The 18,493-nt window shown below is 70.1% G+C and carries 19 protein-coding genes; 11 read left to right on the plus strand and 8 right to left on the minus strand.

Going from position 1 to position 18,493, the window contains the following annotated elements:
- Positions 1-223 precede the first annotated feature (223 nt).
- Both EJK15_RS16600 and EJK15_RS74545 read right to left on the minus strand, forming a co-directional pair.
- Positions 224-1,690 (minus strand): multicopper oxidase family protein, encoded by a 1,467-nt coding sequence (locus tag EJK15_RS16600; protein WP_138711331.1) that lies wholly within the window; start codon positions 1,688-1,690, stop codon positions 224-226.
- Positions 1,687-1,899, minus strand: a complete 213-nt coding sequence (locus EJK15_RS74545; protein ID WP_138711332.1) for a DUF5957 family protein — start codon at positions 1,897-1,899, stop codon at positions 1,687-1,689. The genes EJK15_RS16600 and EJK15_RS74545 overlap by 4 nt, the downstream gene beginning before the upstream one ends.
- A 111-nt stretch (positions 1,900-2,010) precedes the next feature.
- Between EJK15_RS74545 and EJK15_RS16610 the strand changes: the two genes are divergently transcribed.
- Entirely contained in the window at positions 2,011-3,162 is a 1,152-nt protein-coding gene (locus EJK15_RS16610; RefSeq protein WP_206060903.1) for a sensor histidine kinase, read from the plus strand.
- Positions 3,159-3,860 (plus strand): response regulator, encoded by a 702-nt coding sequence (locus tag EJK15_RS16615; protein WP_138711333.1) that lies wholly within the window; start codon positions 3,159-3,161, stop codon positions 3,858-3,860. The genes EJK15_RS16610 and EJK15_RS16615 overlap by 4 nt, the downstream gene beginning before the upstream one ends.
- 101 nt (positions 3,861-3,961) lie before the next feature.
- Here the strand turns inward: EJK15_RS16615 and EJK15_RS16620 are convergent, their stop codons facing one another.
- A complete protein-coding gene (locus EJK15_RS16620; RefSeq protein WP_138711334.1) occupies positions 3,962-4,444 on the minus strand; it encodes an Lrp/AsnC family transcriptional regulator in 483 nt (160 codons plus the stop codon).
- Between the two features lie 206 nt (positions 4,445-4,650).
- Here EJK15_RS16620 and EJK15_RS16625 point away from each other — a divergent pair, with 206 nt between their 5' ends.
- Both EJK15_RS16625 and EJK15_RS16630 read left to right on the plus strand, forming a co-directional pair.
- Complete coding sequence (locus EJK15_RS16625) at positions 4,651-5,631, plus strand: aldo/keto reductase (RefSeq protein ID WP_138711335.1); 981 nt, start codon at positions 4,651-4,653, stop codon at positions 5,629-5,631.
- Between the two features lie 182 nt (positions 5,632-5,813).
- Positions 5,814-6,629, plus strand: a complete 816-nt coding sequence (locus EJK15_RS16630) for an MBL fold metallo-hydrolase (protein WP_138711336.1) — start codon at positions 5,814-5,816, stop codon at positions 6,627-6,629.
- Between the two features lie 96 nt (positions 6,630-6,725).
- Here EJK15_RS16630 and EJK15_RS16635 read toward each other — a convergent pair whose 3' ends face one another.
- On the minus strand, positions 6,726-7,607 hold the full coding sequence (locus EJK15_RS16635; RefSeq protein ID WP_138711337.1) for a LysR family transcriptional regulator: 882 nt from the start codon (positions 7,605-7,607) through the stop codon (positions 6,726-6,728).
- Between the two features lie 132 nt (positions 7,608-7,739).
- On the opposite strand from EJK15_RS16635, the gene EJK15_RS16640 reads away from it, so the two are divergent.
- Positions 7,740-9,113 carry an MFS transporter gene (locus tag EJK15_RS16640; RefSeq protein ID WP_138711338.1) on the plus strand — a complete coding sequence of 458 codons (1,374 nt, stop codon included), beginning with the start codon at positions 7,740-7,742 and terminating at the stop codon, positions 9,111-9,113.
- Positions 9,114-9,147: 34 nt separating this feature from the next.
- Here the strand turns inward: EJK15_RS16640 and EJK15_RS16645 are convergent, their stop codons facing one another.
- Positions 9,148-10,143, minus strand: coding sequence for an NADP-dependent oxidoreductase (locus EJK15_RS16645; protein WP_206060904.1), 996 nt, complete (start codon positions 10,141-10,143; stop codon positions 9,148-9,150).
- Between the two features lie 96 nt (positions 10,144-10,239).
- Between EJK15_RS16645 and EJK15_RS16650 the strand changes: the two genes are divergently transcribed.
- The 3 genes from EJK15_RS16650 to EJK15_RS16660 all read left to right on the plus strand — a co-directional run bounded on the left by EJK15_RS16650 (position 10,240) and on the right by EJK15_RS16660 (position 12,404).
- Positions 10,240-10,836 carry a TetR/AcrR family transcriptional regulator gene (locus EJK15_RS16650; protein ID WP_138711384.1) on the plus strand — a complete coding sequence of 199 codons (597 nt, stop codon included), beginning with the start codon at positions 10,240-10,242 and terminating at the stop codon, positions 10,834-10,836.
- A gap of 351 nt (positions 10,837-11,187) precedes the next feature.
- A complete protein-coding gene (locus EJK15_RS16655; RefSeq protein WP_138711339.1) occupies positions 11,188-11,709 on the plus strand; it encodes a GNAT family N-acetyltransferase in 522 nt (173 codons plus the stop codon).
- A gap of 131 nt (positions 11,710-11,840) precedes the next feature.
- The gene (locus EJK15_RS16660; protein ID WP_138711340.1) at positions 11,841-12,404 is read left to right on the plus strand and encodes a GNAT family N-acetyltransferase; all 564 of its coding nucleotides are present in this window, start codon (positions 11,841-11,843) and stop codon (positions 12,402-12,404) included.
- Positions 12,405-12,527: 123 nt separating this feature from the next.
- Here the strand turns inward: EJK15_RS16660 and EJK15_RS16665 are convergent, their stop codons facing one another.
- Positions 12,528-12,989, minus strand: coding sequence for a VOC family protein (locus EJK15_RS16665; protein WP_138711341.1), 462 nt, complete (start codon positions 12,987-12,989; stop codon positions 12,528-12,530).
- Complete coding sequence (locus EJK15_RS16670; RefSeq protein ID WP_138711342.1) at positions 12,986-13,573, minus strand: DinB family protein; 588 nt, start codon at positions 13,571-13,573, stop codon at positions 12,986-12,988. Before EJK15_RS16670 ends, EJK15_RS16665 begins: the two co-directional genes overlap by 4 nt.
- Before the next feature lie 60 nt (positions 13,574-13,633).
- On the opposite strand from EJK15_RS16670, the gene EJK15_RS16675 reads away from it, so the two are divergent.
- Positions 13,634-14,632, plus strand: a complete 999-nt coding sequence (locus EJK15_RS16675) for a helix-turn-helix transcriptional regulator (protein ID WP_138711343.1) — start codon at positions 13,634-13,636, stop codon at positions 14,630-14,632.
- A 220-nt stretch (positions 14,633-14,852) separates the two neighbouring features.
- Here the strand turns inward: EJK15_RS16675 and EJK15_RS16680 are convergent, their stop codons facing one another.
- Positions 14,853-15,704: an SDR family NAD(P)-dependent oxidoreductase gene (locus EJK15_RS16680; RefSeq protein ID WP_138711344.1), complete on the minus strand. Its 852-nt coding sequence runs from the start codon at positions 15,702-15,704 to the stop codon at positions 14,853-14,855.
- Between the two features lie 254 nt (positions 15,705-15,958).
- Between EJK15_RS16680 and EJK15_RS16685 the strand changes: the two genes are divergently transcribed.
- Positions 15,959-16,894 (plus strand): RNA polymerase sigma-70 factor, encoded by a 936-nt coding sequence (locus tag EJK15_RS16685; RefSeq protein WP_171074349.1) that lies wholly within the window; start codon positions 15,959-15,961, stop codon positions 16,892-16,894.
- 373 nt (positions 16,895-17,267) lie between these two features.
- Complete coding sequence (locus EJK15_RS16690; RefSeq protein WP_138711345.1) at positions 17,268-18,491, plus strand: cytochrome P450; 1,224 nt, start codon at positions 17,268-17,270, stop codon at positions 18,489-18,491.
- Positions 18,492-18,493: the final 2 nt, after the last annotated feature.

Genomic DNA, 18,493 nt, shown 5'->3' on the forward strand with positions numbered 1-18,493 from the left:
CACGGATACCACTGGCGGCCCGGCTCCAGCGCTCATCTCGGCGTCACCACTGCTGCGCCGGCGGGTGCTTGGGCGCAGACCTCGCGGTCCGGGTCGCGAGTGAGAGACACCGCGTGGGGGTGAATCCGTCGCGCGAATCCTGCTGGACGAGCTGCCCGGAAGCCTGCGGCGGAGGCGCTCGGGCTGCCAGCCGGGCAATCTGCTCACGTACGAATAGTGCTGTTCAGATGATCCGGAAGTTGGCCATCATCATCATGTCCTCGTGTTCGAGGTTGTGGCAGTGGAAGACGTACTTGCCGCGGTAGGAGTCGAACCTGAGCAGGACCTCGGCCTGGTCGCCGCTGGCCAAGTCCACGGTGTCCTTCCAGCCGGTGGCGTAGGGGCCGGGGTCCAGCACCTGGAAGGGCGCGAGGTGGATGTGGATGGGGTGCGCCACGTTCTGCGCGCGCAGCTTCCACCGCTCCACCGTGCCGAGCCTGGGGGTGGCCGCGATGTGGTCGGGGCTGAACGCCCGGCCGTTGACGGTCCACAGGCTCGTTGCGTGCCGTTCCGCGCCGCCGCGCTGGAAGGTGAAGGTCCGCTCCACGACGGCCTCTGACGGCGACAGCGGCCGGAAGTCGGTCAGCTTGGCCGGGATGCGGCTGTCATCGGGTGCCTTGCGAGCCACCACGAAGCGCATGACGTTGGCGGTGCCGCCCTGGCCGAGCCGGTTCGTCAGCGTCACCGCCTGCCCGATCGGATAAGCCGAGAAGTCGACCACGACGTCGAACCGCTCCGCCTGCGCGATCTGCAGCTCGGCGTGCGCGGCCGGCGCGCCGAGCAGGCCCAGGTCGCTGCCGATCTGGACGAACGACGGCCCGCTGGGCGGCAGCGGATCGAGCGCGAGCCGGTAGCGGCGGGCGTTGGAGGCGTTGAGGATGCGGAAGCGGTACCGGGTGGCGGTGACCTCCATGACCGGCCACGGCGCCCCGTTCACCAGCACGCAGTCACCCAGCACGCCGCTGATGAAGTCGCTGTGCACGTCCGGGTAGATCATCGAACCGTCCTCTGCGAAGGAGCGGTCGGCGATCATGAGGGGGACGTCCCGGTCGCCCTTCGGCAGTGGGAGCGCGTCCTCCTCGTCGTCGTGCACGAGGTGGAAGCCGGCGAGTCCCTTGTAGACGTGCGGTCCGGTGTAGTCCATTCGATGGTCGTGGTACCACAGGGTGGTCGCGGGCTGGTCGAGCGGATACACGTACTCGTGGGCGGACCCGGGAGGGATGAGGTCGGTGGGATAGCCGTCGTGCTCGGCGGGCGTCCTGCCGCCGTGGAGGTGCACCACGACGGGCTCGGGCAGCTCGTTGCGGTGGCGCACGACGGTCTTGCGGTCGCGCCGCGACACGATCGTGGGGCCGGGGAAGATCCCGTTGTACCCCCACACCTGTGTACGCAGGCCGGGCAGGATCTCCGCCTGGCTGACACGCTGGGTGATCTCGTACACATCGGTGCCGGCGGGGCGTAGCACCGGCGGGATCGGTAACGGCACGGTGAACGGCTCCGGCAGCCGGGCCGTGCTGCGGAGCAGGCTGCCGGCGCTGGACTCGGTCTCCACGTTCCCGCCGCCGCGCGTGGACCCGCCGCAGCCCGCCAGGGGAGCCAGGATCAGGCCGCTCGCGGCTGTCCGCAGGAGGCGCCGCCGGGACAGGTTCACGACTTGCCCTTCCGCGCGTTGTCGATCAGGACCGCGGTGACCGCGCCCACGACGGCCAGGACCTGCGGGCCGAACCCGATGATGAACGTCCACGGCGCCCGCATCGTGCCGTTGGACACGACCAGTCTGCCCAGCACTTCGCTGAACAGGACGAATCCCACTGCCAGCCCGGCGAAGAGGCCAAGAATCGCTACCCCGAGTGTTCTCATGCCGCCGAACGCTAGATCGCCGTGGCGGCCCTGGTAATCGGCTGGAGGCGACAGCCGGTGTCAACATCGGGCGACTGTGGGCCGTCGGCCGATCTGGCTATCCTCGGGTTCGTGCAGGCAGGGAAACGTCAGCTCTTCGGCGACGCGGTGCTGGGCGTGGCCGTGTCGGCCGTGGTCGCCGTGGCCGTCGCGATGGATCTCGGCGGCACGCGCGGTCCCGACCTGGTGGCATACATGTTCGCGGCCGGGCTGGGCGCGCTCATGCTCGTACGGCGGCGCTTTCCCGTGCTGGCGTTGGCGGCGACCGCCGTCGGCCTGATCGCTTACCACGCCGCCGGCTACCCGCCGATCGGGCTGGCCCTGCCGGTGGCGGCCGCCCTCTACTCCGCGGCCGAGGCGGGCAGCCTCGTGGTCGCCGGAGCGGTGGCGGGGGCCCTCGTACTGGTGAGCACCACGTTCCGGCTGCGCGAGGGCGATGACCCGGAATATCTGCTGGGGTTCGAGCTGTCGTCCACGATCGGGCTGATGGTGGCCGCGCTCGCGCTCGGCGCGGCCGTGCGGGCGACCCGGCTGCTGCGTGCCGAGCAGCGCCGTACGATCGCGCGGGCCGCGGCAGAGCGCGAGCACGAGGCCCGGCGGCGAGTGGAGGAGGAGCGGCTGCGGATCGCGCGGGACCTGCACGACGTGCTCGGCCACACGATCGCGGTGATCTCGGTCCAGGCCGACGTGGCCAGGGAGGCCCTCGACGACGACCAGGCCGCGGCCCGCACGGCGCTGACGATCATCCGGCGGGCCGGCGACGACGCCAACCGCGAGCTGCGCGGCACGCTCGGGCTGCTCAGGGACGCCGAACACGGCGTCGGCCGGGCGCCCACCGCCAGCCTGCGCCATCTGGACGCGCTCGTGGCGGCGACCGCCGGCAGCGGGCTGGCGGTCCAGCTCAGCACCGAGGGAGATCCGGTGTGCCTGCCCGTGGTCGTGGACGCCACGGCCTGCCGGATCGTGCAGGAGTCGCTGACCAACTGCCTGCGGCACGCCCGGGCGACCAAGGCCGAGGTTAGCCTGCGCTACGAACGCGACCGGCTCGGCATCACCGTCGCCGACGACGGGCGCGGCGCCGACCTGCCTCGCGAGCCGGTCGGGCGCGGGCTGGCCGGAATGCGGGAGCGGGCCACGCTGCTGGGCGGTCACCTGGCGGTGAGCTCGCGGCCCGGCGCCGGGTTCCGCGTCGAGGCGTCGCTGCCGCTGGAGGCGCCGCGATGATCCGGGTCGCGCTGGTCGACGATCAGGAGCTGATGCGCGCGGGGCTGCGTGCGCTGCTGGAGCGGGCTGCGGACATCACCGTCGTCGGTGAGGCCGCGGATGGCCTGGCGGGATACGCGCTCGCGGTCGCGGCGCGGCCTGACGTCGTGCTCATGGACATTCGCATGCCGGGGGTCGACGGGATCGAAGCGACCCGGCGGATCGTGGCCGACGAGCGGCTGCGTGACGTGCGGGTCGTCGTGCTCACCACCTTCGACACCGACGAGCACCTTTTCGACGCCATCCGCGCGGGCTCGTCGGGGTTCCTGCTGAAGAACGTCGCCCCGGACGAGCTGCGCGGGGCGGTGCGTACGGTGGCGGGCGGCGAGGCGCTGCTCTCGCCTTCGGTCACCCGGCGCGTGCTGGCGGCCGTCGCCGGCCGGCACCGTCCGCCTCGGGGGCGGCTGCCGGCGGCGCTCACCGGGCGCGAGCGGGAGCTGCTCGCCGAGATCGCCGCCGGGCGCTCCAACGACGAGATCTCCCGGCGCCTGTTCCTCAGCCCGGCCACCACCCGCACATATGTCAGCCGGCTGCTGACCAAGCTCGGGGCGCGCGACCGTGCCCAGCTCGTGCATCTCGCGTATGAGAGCGGCCTGGTCCAGCCGGGCGAAGACGACGGGTCTGCGGTGGCGGGCCCGCTGCCGCCGTCCAGGTCATAGCCCGGCTCGACGACGCCGGTGCCACCGGCGCGCAGGATCGCTTGGGCCACCGGGAGATCGCGCCGAAGTCCGTAAGGCGAATCGGAAGGCGGGCCCGAGCCTCACTCCAGCGGCAGGGGGCGGCGTGGCACGGGCGCAGTGTGGATGAGAGACGTGGTCGTGTGACCGTACGGGGTGAACAGGTCGAGGATCGGTTCGAGCTCGTCGACCGCCCGCAGGTGCATCGTGAAGTAGAAGCAGTCGTCGCCGGTCATTCTGTAGCACTCGACGATCTGGGGAACTTCCTGGGCGATCTTGGAGATGCGGTGCAGTTCCCGGATCGCCGGACGGATCCGGACCATCACGGTGACCGGAAAGCCCAGGGCCCGCGGGTCGACCTCGGCGCGATAGCCGGTGATCACTCCCGTCTCCTCCAGCCGCTGCACCCGGTCGGCCACCGCAGGGGCCGACAGGGCGACCCGGCGGCCCAGTTCGGCAAAGCTCACTCTGGCGTCGACCTGCAGCTCGGCGAGAATGCGAAAGTCGAGGGCGTCCATTCCCTTTGATTCGTATGCCCGCTCGGGTCTGATCTTTCGATTCGCCATTCTCCTAAATTACGGGCTGGCCGACGATGGCGTCATGCCGCCCGCTGGTCCTCGCGCCGTCCTCTCCGCGGCGTCTCCATGGACCTACTTCATCGGGAGCGCCGCCGGAGTCGGGGCTCGTGGTGCTCTCGGTCGCCCTCCACCGCGAGCTTCGGGACTCCTCCAGCCAAGGAGAAAGCCACAGAGCCACAGGAAGGAAAGACGAAATGCGATACGTGAAGCTGGGCTCGTCGGGGCTGCAGGTCTCCCGGATCTGCCTGGGCATGATGAGCTACGGCGATCCCCGTTCCCGGGAGTGGATGCTGCGCGAGGACGCGGCCGAGCCGATCGTGCGGCGTGCGGTCGAGGCCGGTGTGACGTTCTTCGACACCGCCGACATGTACTCGGACGGCGCGAGCGAGGAGATCACCGGGCGGCTGCTCGCCAAGCTCTTCGCACGCCGCGACGACTACGTTCTCGCCACGAAGGTCTACTTCCCGACGGGGCCGGGCCCGAACGACCGAGGGCTGTCCCGCAAACACGTGCTGGCCGCCATCGACGCCTCGCTGACCAGGCTTGCTACCGACCACGTCGATCTGTACCAGATCCACCGCTGGGACCACGAGACGCCGATCGAGGAGACCATGGAGGCCCTGCACGACGTGGTGCGGGCCGGCAAGGCGCGTTACATCGGGGCCTCCAGCATGTACGCCTGGCAGTTCGCCAAAGCGCAGCACACTGCTCAGGCGGCCGGCTGGACCAAATTCGTGTCGATGCAGAACCACTACAACCTTGTGTACCGGGAGGAGGAGCGAGAGATGATCCCGCTCTGCCTGGACCAGGGGGTGGGCGTCATCCCGTGGAGCCCGCTGGCGCGCGGACTGCTCACCGGGAGCCGGCGGCGCGACGGCCGGCGGCGCACGGTCCGATCCGGCAGCGACCCGCTGGCCGACAGCATGTACGAGGACGCGGACTTCGACGTCGTCGACGTGGTGCGTGCGGTCGCTGATGAACGAGGCCTGCCGCCGGCGCAGCTTGCGCTCGCGTGGCTGCTCGGGAGGTCTGGGGTAAGCGCGCCGATCGTCGGGGCGAGCAAGGTGGGTCATCTGGACGACGCGATCGCGGCGGTGGATGTGTCTCTGAGCGGAGAGGAAGCGGCCCGCCTGGAGGCCCCCTACCGGCCACACCAGATCATCGGACACTCCTGAGACGCCCCGTTCCCTGAGAGTCTCCACCCCGGGATCCCTTACGAAGCTAAGGGGACAAGCTGCTCTTTCGGTGTTGAGCATGTGTTGAGCCCAGGGGATGGCCACCTCGGCGATGTCCGGCATCATCTCGCCCACTACGCCTCCTTGACTTGAACCACGCTTCAAGTCACAGACTGGCCGCCATGCAGATCCATCACCTCAACTGCGGGTCCGTACGGCAGATCGAAGCCACCTACCAAGGCCTGGCCCCCGCGCACGCCGTCAACCACTGCCTGCTGGTCGAGACCGACTCCGACGGGCTGGTCCTCATCGAAACCGGTCTCGGCCTCGATGACGTACGCACCCCCAACGACACTCTCGGCGCCGACTGGGTCGAGATGGCCCAGCCCGTGCTGGATGAGCAGGAGACCGCCATACGCCAGGTCACCCGGCTGGGGTACGCCCCTGACGACGTACGCCACATCATCGTCACTCACCTCGACGTGGACCACTGCGGCGGCCTGCCCGACTTCCCCGCGGCCCAGGTTCACGTTCTGGCCGCCGAACTCGAAGCGGCGACCAGCCAGGCGCCCAGCTTCCGCTACCGCCCGGCTCACTGGGCGCACGGCCCGAACTGGGTGACCTACCCCGCCGACTCCGGCGAGGACTGGTTCGGCTTCACCTCCCTGCAGCCCAAGGGCCTTCCACCACAGATCCGCCTGGTCCCGCTCGGCGGCCACACCGCCGGCCACACCGGAGTCGCGGTACACGACGGTGAGCACTGGCTGCTGCACTGCGGCGACGCCTACTACTACCACCGGGAACTCGGCGACGATCCCCACCCGCACCCGCTCCTGGACCTCGTGCAAACCAGCTCAGAGGTCCACCACGACCTCAGGCTCGGCACCCAGGCCCGGCTACGCGAACTCCTCCACCGCCACGGCGACCAAGTCTCGCTCGTCAGTGCCCACGACCCTTGGGAACTGGACCATTTTCGGAGACTTCATCTGCTGAAATAGCGGCTACTTGCCACATCCGAACGGCCAGTGGCGGCAACCCAGCGGTCTTCAGCCTGCTATCGTCACTGGTCCTTTCGATGTTGCTCAGCCGCGTCTTCAGGGGCGGGCTGCGGCGTACAGGATGTCGCGCATGCCAGGCAGCGACTCCCGGTCTTCTCGCCAGACGAGCCGCAGGCTGAGATCCGGCAGCGGAAGGTCGAGTCGGACCAGGGCGCCGGAGCGGAGGCTGTCGGCGACCGCGAACCCGGGTAGCAGCGAGATTCCGAGTCCGTGCTCCGCCCATGCACGCATCACCGGGACGCCTCCTACTTTGATCCGTTTGGGGCCGGAACCCAGGATCTTGTTCCCGGCCATCCAGAACGAGCACTCTGGCACGTTGACCAGGAGCCGCTCGTGCTTGAGGTCACCGGGCGTCAGCGCGGCTCGGGCGGCGAGCGGATGGGCGGGTGCCGATACCAGCGCGAGGGGCACCGGGTCGAGATCGATGAAGGCAAGCGATTCGGCGGGGGCGGGGAAGCCGAGTCCGCCGACATCGTCGCCGGAGTCCAGCAGGAGGGCGGCGTCCAGGCGTCCGGCGATCACGTCGGCAAGGAGGCCGTCGCGGGCGCGTTCGGAGTGGACCTCGACCTCGATATCGGGCCTGCGTCCGGCGAATCGAGCGAGGACCTGAGGCACGTAGGAGCCGGCGAGCGTTTCCAGTGCGCCCAGTCGCAGCAACTGCCGTTCGCCCCTGACGTCGCGGATGGCCTGCTCGGCCTGGTCGAGCAGAGAGCGCGCCCAGCCCTGCAGCCGTCGTCCGGCGGGAGTGAGTTCCATTCCCTTGGGGCCGCGCACGAACAGGGCCACGCCCAGCATTCCTTCGAGGGTACGGATCTGCTGGGAGACGGACGAGGGGGCGAGGCCGAGCGCGACAGCGGCGTCGGTCACGGTCCTATGCCGGACGACGGCCTCGAAGGTTCTGAGCTGACGCAACTCCACGCGAGCGGAACGACCACGTCCCGTTCGGAAATTCCGAACGGGACGTGCAGCTGTGGCGGTGGAGCCGCTGGCCTGCCGAAACAACAGTGGCTTACGTCATCTTCATCCTTGTCTTCGGGAGCTGTCTCAGGCATGACCCTTGTGAACTCACCCATGCCGGTGCCGGCGACCCCCCGTCCGGGGCGGGGGCGTGCCCGCGCGCTGGCGGGCATCTCGCTGGGCTACTTCATGGTGCTGCTGGACATGACGGTGCTGTCGGTCGCCGAGCCCGATCTGGCGTCGTCTCTGCGGACCTCGATGGCCGGGCTGCAGTGGGCGACCACTGGCTACACCGTGGCGTTCGCCGCGCTGCTGCTGTCGGCGGGGGCGGCGGCCGACCGCTTCGGTGCCGAGCGGCTCTTCCGCGCCGGGATCGCGGTCTTCACGCTGGCGTCCCTGCTCAGTGCCTTCGCCCCGGGGTTGCTGGCCCTGGTCCTGCTGCGCGCCATTTTGGGGATTGCCGCGGCAGCGTGCGTGCCCGCCTCGATGGCGATGATCGCCCAGCTCTACCCGGAACCGGCGGCGCGGGCGCGCGCGGTCTCGGCATGGGCCGCGATCAGTGGTGCGGCCGTCGCAGCGGGTCCGATCGCGGGCGGCGCACTGGTCGGCGCGGCCGGATGGCGCTCCATCTTCCTGATCAACGTGCCCATCGGCCTGGCGGTACTGGCGCTGACGCTGGGCCGGGCGGTGGCCTGCCCGCGCGATACGCGCCGGATCGACTGGCTCGCACAGGTGGCAGCCGCCGCGGTGCTGGCCCTGTTCACAGACGCACTGATCGCTGCCGGTTCGCAGGCATGGGCCCACGCGGCGTGGTCGTCGGCGGGGCTTGGGGTGTCGGCGCTGGCGTTCCGCGGCCTGGAGCGCCGCAGCCGGGCACCGGTCTTGAACCGGGCTCTGCTGCGGTCAGGCCGGGTACGGGCCGGACTGCTGGCCGCCGCGGCGGTGAACTTCGCGTTGACCGGGAGTCTGTTCGTCCTGCCGCTGCTGTTGCAGCAGGAGTGGCACCTGGGCCCGCTGCAGACCGGGCTGGCGTTCCTGCCGCTGACCGTTCCCTTCGCCGCCAATCCGCCGTTCACGGGCAAGATCGTGGCACGGGTGGGTCCACGCCGCCCGATTTTGGCCGGTTTGGCACTGCTGTCCGCCGGCGGCGCTGTGCTGGCCGGCACGGTCTTTGCCGACGGCGGCTACCCGTGGCTCGCGGTGGGCCTCCTGATGACCGGCTTCGGCGTCTCCTACGCCTTGCCTGCCCTGGTCGCGGCCCTGGTCAGCGTCGCCCCGGCGGGGACGGCCGGTGCGGTGGGCGGCCTGCTCAACGCCGTGCGGCAGATCGGTGCCACCCTCGGCGTCGCCGTCATGGGTGCCGCCGTCGCCGCAGGCACTGGATGGGCATTGCTGGTGTCGGCCGCGATCTGCGCCATCGCCTGGTTCGTGTTCGCTCTCGCGCGCCGTGGTGAGACGACCGGATGACGCCGAACCAGGGCCGATGCGGCCATGCCGCGGCCTAAGCCGAGCCGATCGCCACGATCAGTTTGCCGGTGACGTGCTCGTTCACCAGGTCCGCGTAGGCCTGCGCGGCCTGCTCAAGCGGGTATCGACGGCTCACGGTGGACCGCAGGACGCCCTTCACTGCCAGCGCCGCCACCTCCTCCAAGTCCCCGGGACGTGCCGTGGTGTAGACGGTCTCGATGCCGGTGTCGGCGCCGGGGCTGGGGAAGGCGACGTTCAGGAGGCGGCCTCCGGGGCGGACGAGCGAGGCCATGGCGGGTAGGGACGTCCCGGCCAGGGCCAGATTAACCAGGGCATCCACGCCCCCGGGATGGCGGTGGCGGGTTGCCGCGGCTGTGTCGGCCGATCGGTAATCGATCACCTCGGCTGCGCCCAGCCCGCGCACGTACTCCTCGTCCTCAGGTACGGCGGTGGCGATCACGTGGACGCCGCGCGCCGCCAGCAGCGGCACCACCGCGCCCCCGACGCCGCCGGCCGCCCCGATGACCAACACCTTCATACCCGCCGCGAAGTCCCCGGCGCGCAGCAGGGGAAGGGTGGTCAGGGTGGCGGTGGGCAGGCTCGCCGCGCGCTCGGCGGGCAGCTCGGCGGGCCGAAGGGCGAGTGCGGGCGTGTCGGCGTCGAAGACCGCGTACTCGGCCATCGTTCCCGTGGTGAGCGAGGGCGGCGAGGAGAGCAACTCCGCCATGCCCCTGGCCGTCCTCGGCAGGCCGAGACCGAAGACCTCGTCCCCCGGGACGAATCGGCCGGCGCCCTCGCCTGCGGCCGTGACGGTGCCGGCGAAGTCGCCGCCGAGGAGGTGCGGGAACGTCAGCGGGGCCAGCTCCTTGAACGTCCCGCTGACAAGCCTGAGGTCGGCCGGGTTGAGCGCCGCCGCCGCGATCCGCACCTGGATCTGGCCGGGACCGGGCGCCGGGATCGGAACATTCAGCAGTTCCAGGACCTCCACGCCGCCATATCCACGGGCGGCCAGCGCCTTCATTGAGCTCATCGAGCTACCTCCATAAACGGACCATTCGGTCAGGTTGTGCGGCAGCATAACATGACCTAGTGGTCCGGTTGGGGTAGAGTCCCTTTCGTGGAAAGGATGCGGGCCGACGCCGTGCGTAACAGGCGGCTGCTGCTGGAGGCCGCCGCGGCCGAGCTCGCCGAGCACGGCACGGAGGTCTCGATCGCGCGCATCGCGGCGCGGGCAGGGGTCGGCAAGGGCACAGTGTTCCGGCACTTCGCCACCAAGGAGCAACTGGTAACCGCGATCTTCGGTGACCAGCTCGACCGGCTGGCGGCCAGAGGCGAGAACCTCCTAGGTCATGCCGACTCCGGGCAGGCGTTGCTGGAGTTCATGGCGGGTGCGGTCGAGCTGCAGGTCGCCGACCGATCCTTCTGCCAGGCAGTCACCGTGGACCTGCGAAGGGATCCGCAGCTCAGGGCCGCCAGCGACCGGCTGGTGGCGGCGGCGGAGTCGCTCACAGCCCGCGCGCGGGCGGACGGCGCCGCGCGCGACGACATCACCGGGCACGACATCGTGCTGCTGATCAACGCTGTGGCGCAGGCGACGGCGCCGCTCGGCGACGCGGTCCCAGGTCTGTGGCGGCGCTATCTCGGTCTGATCTTCGACGGCCTGCGTCCGATGGCCGCTCGTCCCCTCCCGGTCCCCGCTCCCGGCTCCCTGGCCCCGCCCTGACCGCCGCCCGCTGGCGTGGGCCAAGGATTTCACCGCGAACGGCTACGGGCCCGGCCCGCGTTCATCCTCCCCGACCGGGGGCGTACCTGACCCGCCGCCGCACCCGCGTCCCAGGGCTGGGAGAGGGCAACGGTGGCGCTGGCGGCGATATCTCCGAAAGACCGCCTGAAAACGGTTTGCCCGAAGCGCGAAGGGGTCGTTAGCATCGTGACGGCGTGAGAGACGCCTGGTCACCGAGGGGCGAGGGAGGTTGATGAATATGGCTGCCAGCAGCCGTCTTCAGTATGCCTTCATCCGGTCCGGCCGAGTCTGAGGCACGGTCCGGGTCGTTCGACCGACCAGGAGTTTCACATGTCTTCCTTCTTCTCCATGACCGATACCGATCTGGCCACCGACCGCCTGGTCCTGCGGCGGTGGACACCCAGCGAGGTCACCGCCGTCCTGGACGGCGCCCGGCCGGCGCACTGGGCCGAGGACTTCCCCGCGGAGGGCGATCACGTCATCGCCGGGCTGTTCGCCGAGCACCCCGCATGGCTGGGGCAGTACGGGCACCGGCAGGTCATCGAGCGGGCCGGCGGCCTGGTCGTCGGCTCGATCGGCCTGTTCTGGCCGCCAGACAACGGCGCCCTCGAGATCGGATACGGCATCGTCGCCTCCCGGCGAGGACGCGGCTACGCCACCGAGGCCACCCGCGCGCTGACCGAGTTCGCCTTCACCGCACCGGGCGTTCACACGGTCCACGCCACCGTGGAATTGGCGAACCCGTCCTCGATCCGGGTGCTGGAAAAGGCCGGCTTGCAGTGCTGGAGCACCGAGGCCGAGGAGAACACCGCCCGCTACCGCGCCACACCACCGGCTCCGACCCAGCGGTGACTCCACGGGGTCGGCAGCGGCATCCCCTGCCGACCCCGTGTCTTCCCCGATTTGCCCGCCGCTGCCACGCTGTCGGGCCGGGCCAGTTGACGACGAGCAAAACACCCGGTGGTCCTGCATATCATCACCCGATGAAAGCTTCCGTGATGCTCAATGCCGCCGCGACGCCGGCCAGCCCCGCACTTGTGCTTCGCCCGTGGGATGCGGAGGACGTGGCCGCGGTCGTTGCGGCGTATCGGGATCCTGTTCTACGTCGCTGGACGAGTTCACGGGTGGAAAACGAGGTCGAAGGGCTGCGGTGGGTACGGGCCCAGCAGCGAGGCTGGGCGACGGGGACGCGGTTCAGCTTCGCCGTCCTCGAGGCGCACCCCAGACCGGCCTTCCGCCAGGTGCTCGGCAATATGGTCCTCAGGGACGTCGCACCGGGGAAATCGTCCGCCGAGGTCGGCTACTGGACGGCGGCGCACGCCCGAGGACGGGGTGTCGCCGCCGGGGCATTGGAGGCTGTCACCCAATGGGCCTTCGACACCTTCGGTGCTGACGGGCTGGAACGCCTTGAACTGCTGCACGAAGTGGACAACACGGCGTCGTGCCGCGTGGCGCAGAAAAGCCGCTACGAACTCGACGTAGTCCTGCCCGCGGCACCGCCCACGTATCCCCTCGACGGGCACCTGCACGTACGCGCCCGCGCTTGAGGTTGACGACCCGATCCGGAGTTTCAGGCCGCCCGGGCAGGTGCCCGGCGGCGCATCGCCAGGCCGGCCATTCCACCGGACACCATTCCGCCGGGCGCTCTCCGCGACTACAGCTGAGCTGCGTCAGTCCAGGCAGAACTCGTTGCCCTCGGGGTCGGTCATCACGATGAGGCCGGCGCTCATCGGGGGAGCGGGCTCGTAGCGACGTACCCGCGTCGCTCCCAGCGCGACGAGCCGGTCGCACTCGACCTCCAGCGCCGCCATCCTCTCCTCTCCCTGCAGTCCGGGAGCCGCACGGACGTCGAGATGGACGCGGTTCTTGGCGACCTTGTCCTCCGGCACCTGCTGGAAGAACAGCCGTGGGCCGTCCCCGTCCGGGTCCTCGATGGCCGATCTCGTGTTGCGCTCCTCCTCCGGTACGCCGACCCGCGCGAGGAAGTCGTCCCACGCGGCCATGGGGTCGGCGTCCTCGGGGAGGTCGACTCCGGGCGGGCCGGGGTGGACGTAGCCCAGTACGTCGCGCCAGAAGGACGACAGCGCCCGCGGGTCGTGGGCGTCGAAGGTGACCTGGATGTGGCGGCTCATCGGGTTGCTCCGTTCGTGTCGGGTTTCGTGTGCAGGCAGAGGTCGCGCAGCAGGCAGACCTCGGACAGGTGGTGGATCAGCTCGCGGTGGATGTGCAGCACCAGATCGGCCATGGGCGCCTCGGGGAAGGGCTCCTTCGCGCCGATCGGGACCAGGAGCCCAGCCTCGCCGAGGCCGCGCACCCCGGCCAGCCAGACGTCGAGCTGGGCTTCGAGCTGGTCGAGCGCGGTGGCCGCGCTGCCGGCGTACTCCCAGGTCTCGTACGACGCCGCCGGCGCGCCGAAGTGCGCCGCGTTGCGCGCGGCGAGCACGCCGACGATGACGTGACCGAGTCGCCAGGCGATCGTGGTGAAGGCCGCGGGAACCGGCTCGGGGAAGGCGTAGTCCATCGTGAAGTCCCCTGCACCGGCCTGCACGGGCGCCGTCGAGCTGCCGCGCGGCCGCACGCTCCAGGCGTCCGGCACCGGCGACCAGAAGTATTCGTCGTCGGTGAGGCCGTCGAGCCGGGCTCGGAGCTGATGATTCCAGTGGAACTCCCACTGCTCGCGCAGCGTCCGGTTCCAGTCGAGTTCGTCTGCGTCCATGGAGCCACCCTGACGCCCCTAGCGGACAGAATCGGTCCGCTATCTGGCAGGGTGGGCGACATGGACGCGGCAAGGGGTGACGAGCGGGGTACGACGGAGCGGGTGCTCACCCTGCTCGGGCTGCTGCAGCAGCGCCAGGTCTGGACCGGCCCCGAGCTCGCCGACCGGCTCGGAGTCACGCCGCGCACGGTACGCCGTGATGTCGAGCGGCTGCGCACGCTCGGCTATCCGGTGCATGCCAGCCAGGGTGTCGGCGGCGGCTACCAGCTCGGCCCGGGGCAGGACCTGCCGCCGCTGCTTCTCGACGACGAGGAGGCGATCGCCACCGTGGTCTCGCTGCTCGTCGGCGCGGGTGGCGCGGTCGCCGGCGCCGGCGACGCCGCGCTCCGGGCGCTGACCAAGCTCGACCGGGTGCTGCCCACCCGGTTGCGGCACGAGGTGCGCGCGCTCTCCGGCTCGGTGGAGTCCTTCGGCGGAGGCCGCACGCCGGTCGACCCCGAGGTGCTCATGACGCTGGCCAGAGCCTGCCGCGACGAGGTCGAGGCCGGCTTCGACTACCCGTCCGGGAGCGAGGTGCGACGGCGGAGGGTCGAGCCCTACCGCCTGGTCGCCTCCGACCGGCGTTGGTACCTCCTCGCCTACGACCTCGATCGCGACGACTGGCGCAGCTTCCGCGTCGACCGGATGACCGACGTGTCTGCACGGACCTGGCGCTTCCGTCCACGCGCGGCGCCCGACGCGGCGACGTACGTGCAGGAGGGCGTGGCGAGTCGGGTCTACCCGCACCAGGCGCGCTTCCTCGTGCACGCGTCGGCCGACACGGTGCGCGCGCAGATTCCGGCGTCGGCGGCCGTCGTACGACGGCGAGGGAGCGAGCTCTGCGAGGTGCTCAGTGGCGCCGGCAGCCTCGACTTCGTGCTCATGCACGTGCTCCTGCTGGGGCACGATTTCGAGGTACTCGACCCTCCGGAGCTCGGGAGGCGCTGTCGCGCGCTGGCGGAGAGACTGCTGTCGGCCGGTGCAACGATCTCACCGGTGCCGGACATGGAGGAGTCATGAGCCGCGACCACGCCGGCGCGAGGAGCGCAGGAGCAGGCTCTTGGGACCTATGGGGTTCGCCGGGACGGCGAAGGCCACGCCCAGCCAGGCCACGACGAGTGCCGCCGTTGTCACCACCAGGGCCGTCCGGCTCGCCCACACGCGCCGATGGGCGGCTCGTGCCTCGGCGGCCAGCCGACGCTGTGCCGGTGGTGCTCAGGTTGGTGAGATCGATCTGCGGTCACCGATCTTCTTGATCGAGCTTGCCGTGAGCCTCCGCCGACAGGTCCTGCCAGTCGGCCCAGGTCTTGAGCCGGTCGGCGTAGACCTGCTGGAGCATCGGGTAGAAGCCCTGGCCGAAGAGCACCCGCAGGGGTGGGTTGTCGGAGTCTACGATCTTGAGGAGTGCCTGGGCCGCGGCGGCGGGGTCGCCGGCGGGCTGCTTTCCCGCGAACCCGGCGAGGCGCTGGCGGAGGCCGTCGTAGATCGGGTCGGCCTCGGCCATGTGGCCGTTGTCGAGTGGATCGGGGTTCTTGCCGGACCAGGTGGCGAAGCCGCCGGGCTCGACCACGGTCACCTTGATGCCGAAGCCGGCGACCTCCTGGGCGAGGGATTCATTCAGGGCTTCCAGGGCCCACTTGGAGACGTGGTAGGCGCCGCCGAGCGGCATCGCGATGAGCCCGGCGGCCGAGGACAGCTGGATGATGTGCCCCGCACCCTGCTCACGCAGGTAGGGCAGCGCGGCCTGAATCACCCAAAACGCACCGAACACATTGGTCTCCAGCTGGTCGCGCAGGTGCTGCTCGGTCAGCTCCTCGATCGCGCCCATCTGGGCATAACCGGCGTTGTTCACGATGACGTCGAGACGGCCGAAGTGCTCCTTGGCCCGCTTCACGCTCTCGAAGACGGCGGCCTTGCCGGTCACGTCCAGCTCAAGCGGAAGCACCGCGTCGCCATGGGCGGCGACCAGCTCGTCAAGGCTTTCGGTGTTCCGGGCGGTCGCGGCCACCTTGTCGCCGCGCGATAGGGCGGCCTCGACGAAGTTGCGGCCGAGGCCGCGGGACGAACCAGTGACGAACCAGACCTTGCTCATGATGTCTTTCCATTCTTTCTGCGGTGGCGGTCGCGCGATGGTCACCACGCGACGGGGCCAAGGCGATCACTCGTGGAGTTGTGTGCCGCACGGATCGTTCGCGCTGCGTCCTGACGACCATGAGGCGCCGGCGACCCGGACTTTGTGACAGTGCGGTCATGTGACGTGCGCAACCGATCACGGGTGTCACACAGCGGTGCCGGCCGGCGTCTTGTGTATAGAGCACAGTTGAGGCGAACAGGCAGGAGCCGGCCATGAGCGAGCACAGCGAGCCAACGACAGGCGCAGCCGAACCGCTCGACGGCCGGATGGACTCCGCCACCGAGGCGTTCGTCGCCCACCGCAACCTGCTCTTCACCGTCGCCTACGAGATGCTCGGATCGGCTGCCGACGCCGAAGACGTCCTGCAGGAAACCTGGCTGCGGTGGATGAAGGTCGACATGGGGCAGGTGCGCGACCAACGGGCGTACCTGGTCCGGATCACGACCCGGCGCTCGCTCGACCGGCTGCGCACCATGAATCGCCGTAAGGAGGACTACGTCGGCTCCTGGCTGCCGGAGCCGCTGCTCACCGCGCCGGACGTGGCCGAGGACGTCGAGCTGGCCGAGAGCGTGTCGATGGCGCTCATGATCGTCCTGGAGACGCTGTCGCCGACCGAACGCGCCGTCTTCGTGCTGCGCGAGGCCTTCGGTATCAGTCACGACGAGATCGCGGCCGCCGTCGGCAAGAGCCCCGCCGCCGTCCGCCAGATCGCGCACCGCGCCCGAGAGCACGTCGATGCCCGCCGCCCGCGTGAGGAGGTCGCCCCGAACCAGGCCCGGGCGGTGTTGGAGTCGTTCCAGCGCGCGTTTGAAACCCGGGACCTGCAGGGCCTCCTCGACGTGCTCGCCCCTGAGGTCGTCCTGATCAGCGACGGCGGCGGCATCAAGCGGGCCTCGCCGCGGCCGATCACCGGCGCCGGCAAGGTGGCCCGCTTCATCGTCGGCGGCCTCGGCAAGGCCCGAGTCGCGCTCACCAGTGTCCACACGGTGGTCAACGGCAACCCGGCAATCGTCCTACGCGTGAACGGCGAGATCGACGGCGTCATAGCAGTCCGTGTCGAGCACGCCCGCATCACCGGCCTCTACTACGTCCGCAACCCGCAGAAGCTGACCCGCGTTGAATCCGAGACCCCACTCACGCTGACGTAATCCTTCAGCCGCCGCGCCGTGATCACGATATCGCGACCGTACGGAGCACCCAGAGCGAAGACATCTGCTCATCGTCAGAAGCGCGTACTGGTCCGGTCCCGTCACCACGTAAAGCACGCAAACGTCCTCTTCGAGACATGGCCGCTCAGGCTCCCCTGGCAGCCGACACACCGCCACCACCCTGCGATCAACACGGTGACGAGCCGGCCCGCAGCCTCGGAGCGACTTGGACCTGACGGTGGCACAAGAGGCTCTCGTCCTGCGCAGGACGGTCCGGCAGGTCGGGAGCCCGATGATGGCGGTGCGATCACGCTGCCGAGGTCGCCGGCAAGCAGAACAAATCTCGGCCAGATCCATTACCAGGAGGTTATTCATGACGAAGAGCGTTGCCGGCGAACTCGCCGGCCTGGAACTGCCGGTCGAGCGTGGCTGCCCGTTCGCCCCGCCCGCCGCCTACGAGCGACTGCGCGAGCAGGCGCCGATCAGCAAGGTCCGCCTGACCAGCGGCGGCGAGGCGTGGTGGGTGTCCGGGCATGAGGAGGCCCGTGCCGTCCTCGCCGACGGCCGCTTCTCCTCCGACAAGCGCAAGGACGGCTTCCCGCTCTTCACCCTCGATGCGGCGACACTGCAGCAGCTCCGCAGCCAGCCGCCGTTGATGCTCGGCATGGACGGCGCGGAACACTCCGCGGCCCGCCGTCCGATGATCGGCGAGTTCACCGTGAAGCGGCTGGCCGCGCTGCGCCCGCGGATCCAGGACATCGTCGACCACTTCATCGACGACATGCTCGCCGCCGACCGGCGGCCGGTCGACCTGGTGCAGGCGCTGTCCCTGCCGGTGCCCTCCCTGGTGATCTGCGAACTGCTCGGCGTCCCCTACACCGACCACGACTTCTTCCAAAGCCGCACCACCATGATGGTGCGCCGGACCTCGCTGGAAGACCGCCGGCGAGCCTTCGCCGAACTGCGCGCCTACATCGACGACCTGGTCACCCGCAAGGAGTCCGAACCCGGCGACGACCTGTTCGGCCGGCAGATCGCCCGGCAACGCCGGCAGGGCACCCTCGACCACGCGGGCCTGGTGAGCCTGGCCTTCCTGCTGCTGACCGCCGGACACGAGACCACCGCGAACATGATCTCGCTCGGCGTGGTCGGGCTGCTCTCCCATCCGGAGCAACTGGCCCTGGTCAAGGCCGACCCGGGCAGGACGCCCATGGCCGTGGAGGAACTGCTGCGCTACTTCACCATCGCCGACGGGGTCACCTCCCGGCTGGCCACCGAAGACGTGGAGATCGGCGGGGTGAGCATCACGGCCGGCGAGGGCGTCATCGTCTCGGCCCTGTCGGCCAACTGGGACCCGGCGGCGTTCAAGGATCCGGCCGAACTGGATGTCGAGCGCGGGGCCCGCCACCACCTCGCCTTCGGATTCGGCCCGCACCAGTGCCTCGGCCAGAACCTGGCCCGGATGGAGCTGCAGATCCTCTTCGACACGCTGTTCCGCCGCATCCCCACCCTGCGGCTCGCCGCACCGGCCGAGGACCTGCCGTTCAAGACCGACGCCGTCATCTACGGCGTTCACGAACTCCCGGTCACCTGGTGAGC

Source organism: Nonomuraea basaltis (assembly GCF_005893125.1).
In the GTDB taxonomy this organism is placed as follows: Bacteria; Actinomycetota; Actinomycetes; order Streptosporangiales; family Streptosporangiaceae; genus Nonomuraea; species Nonomuraea basaltis.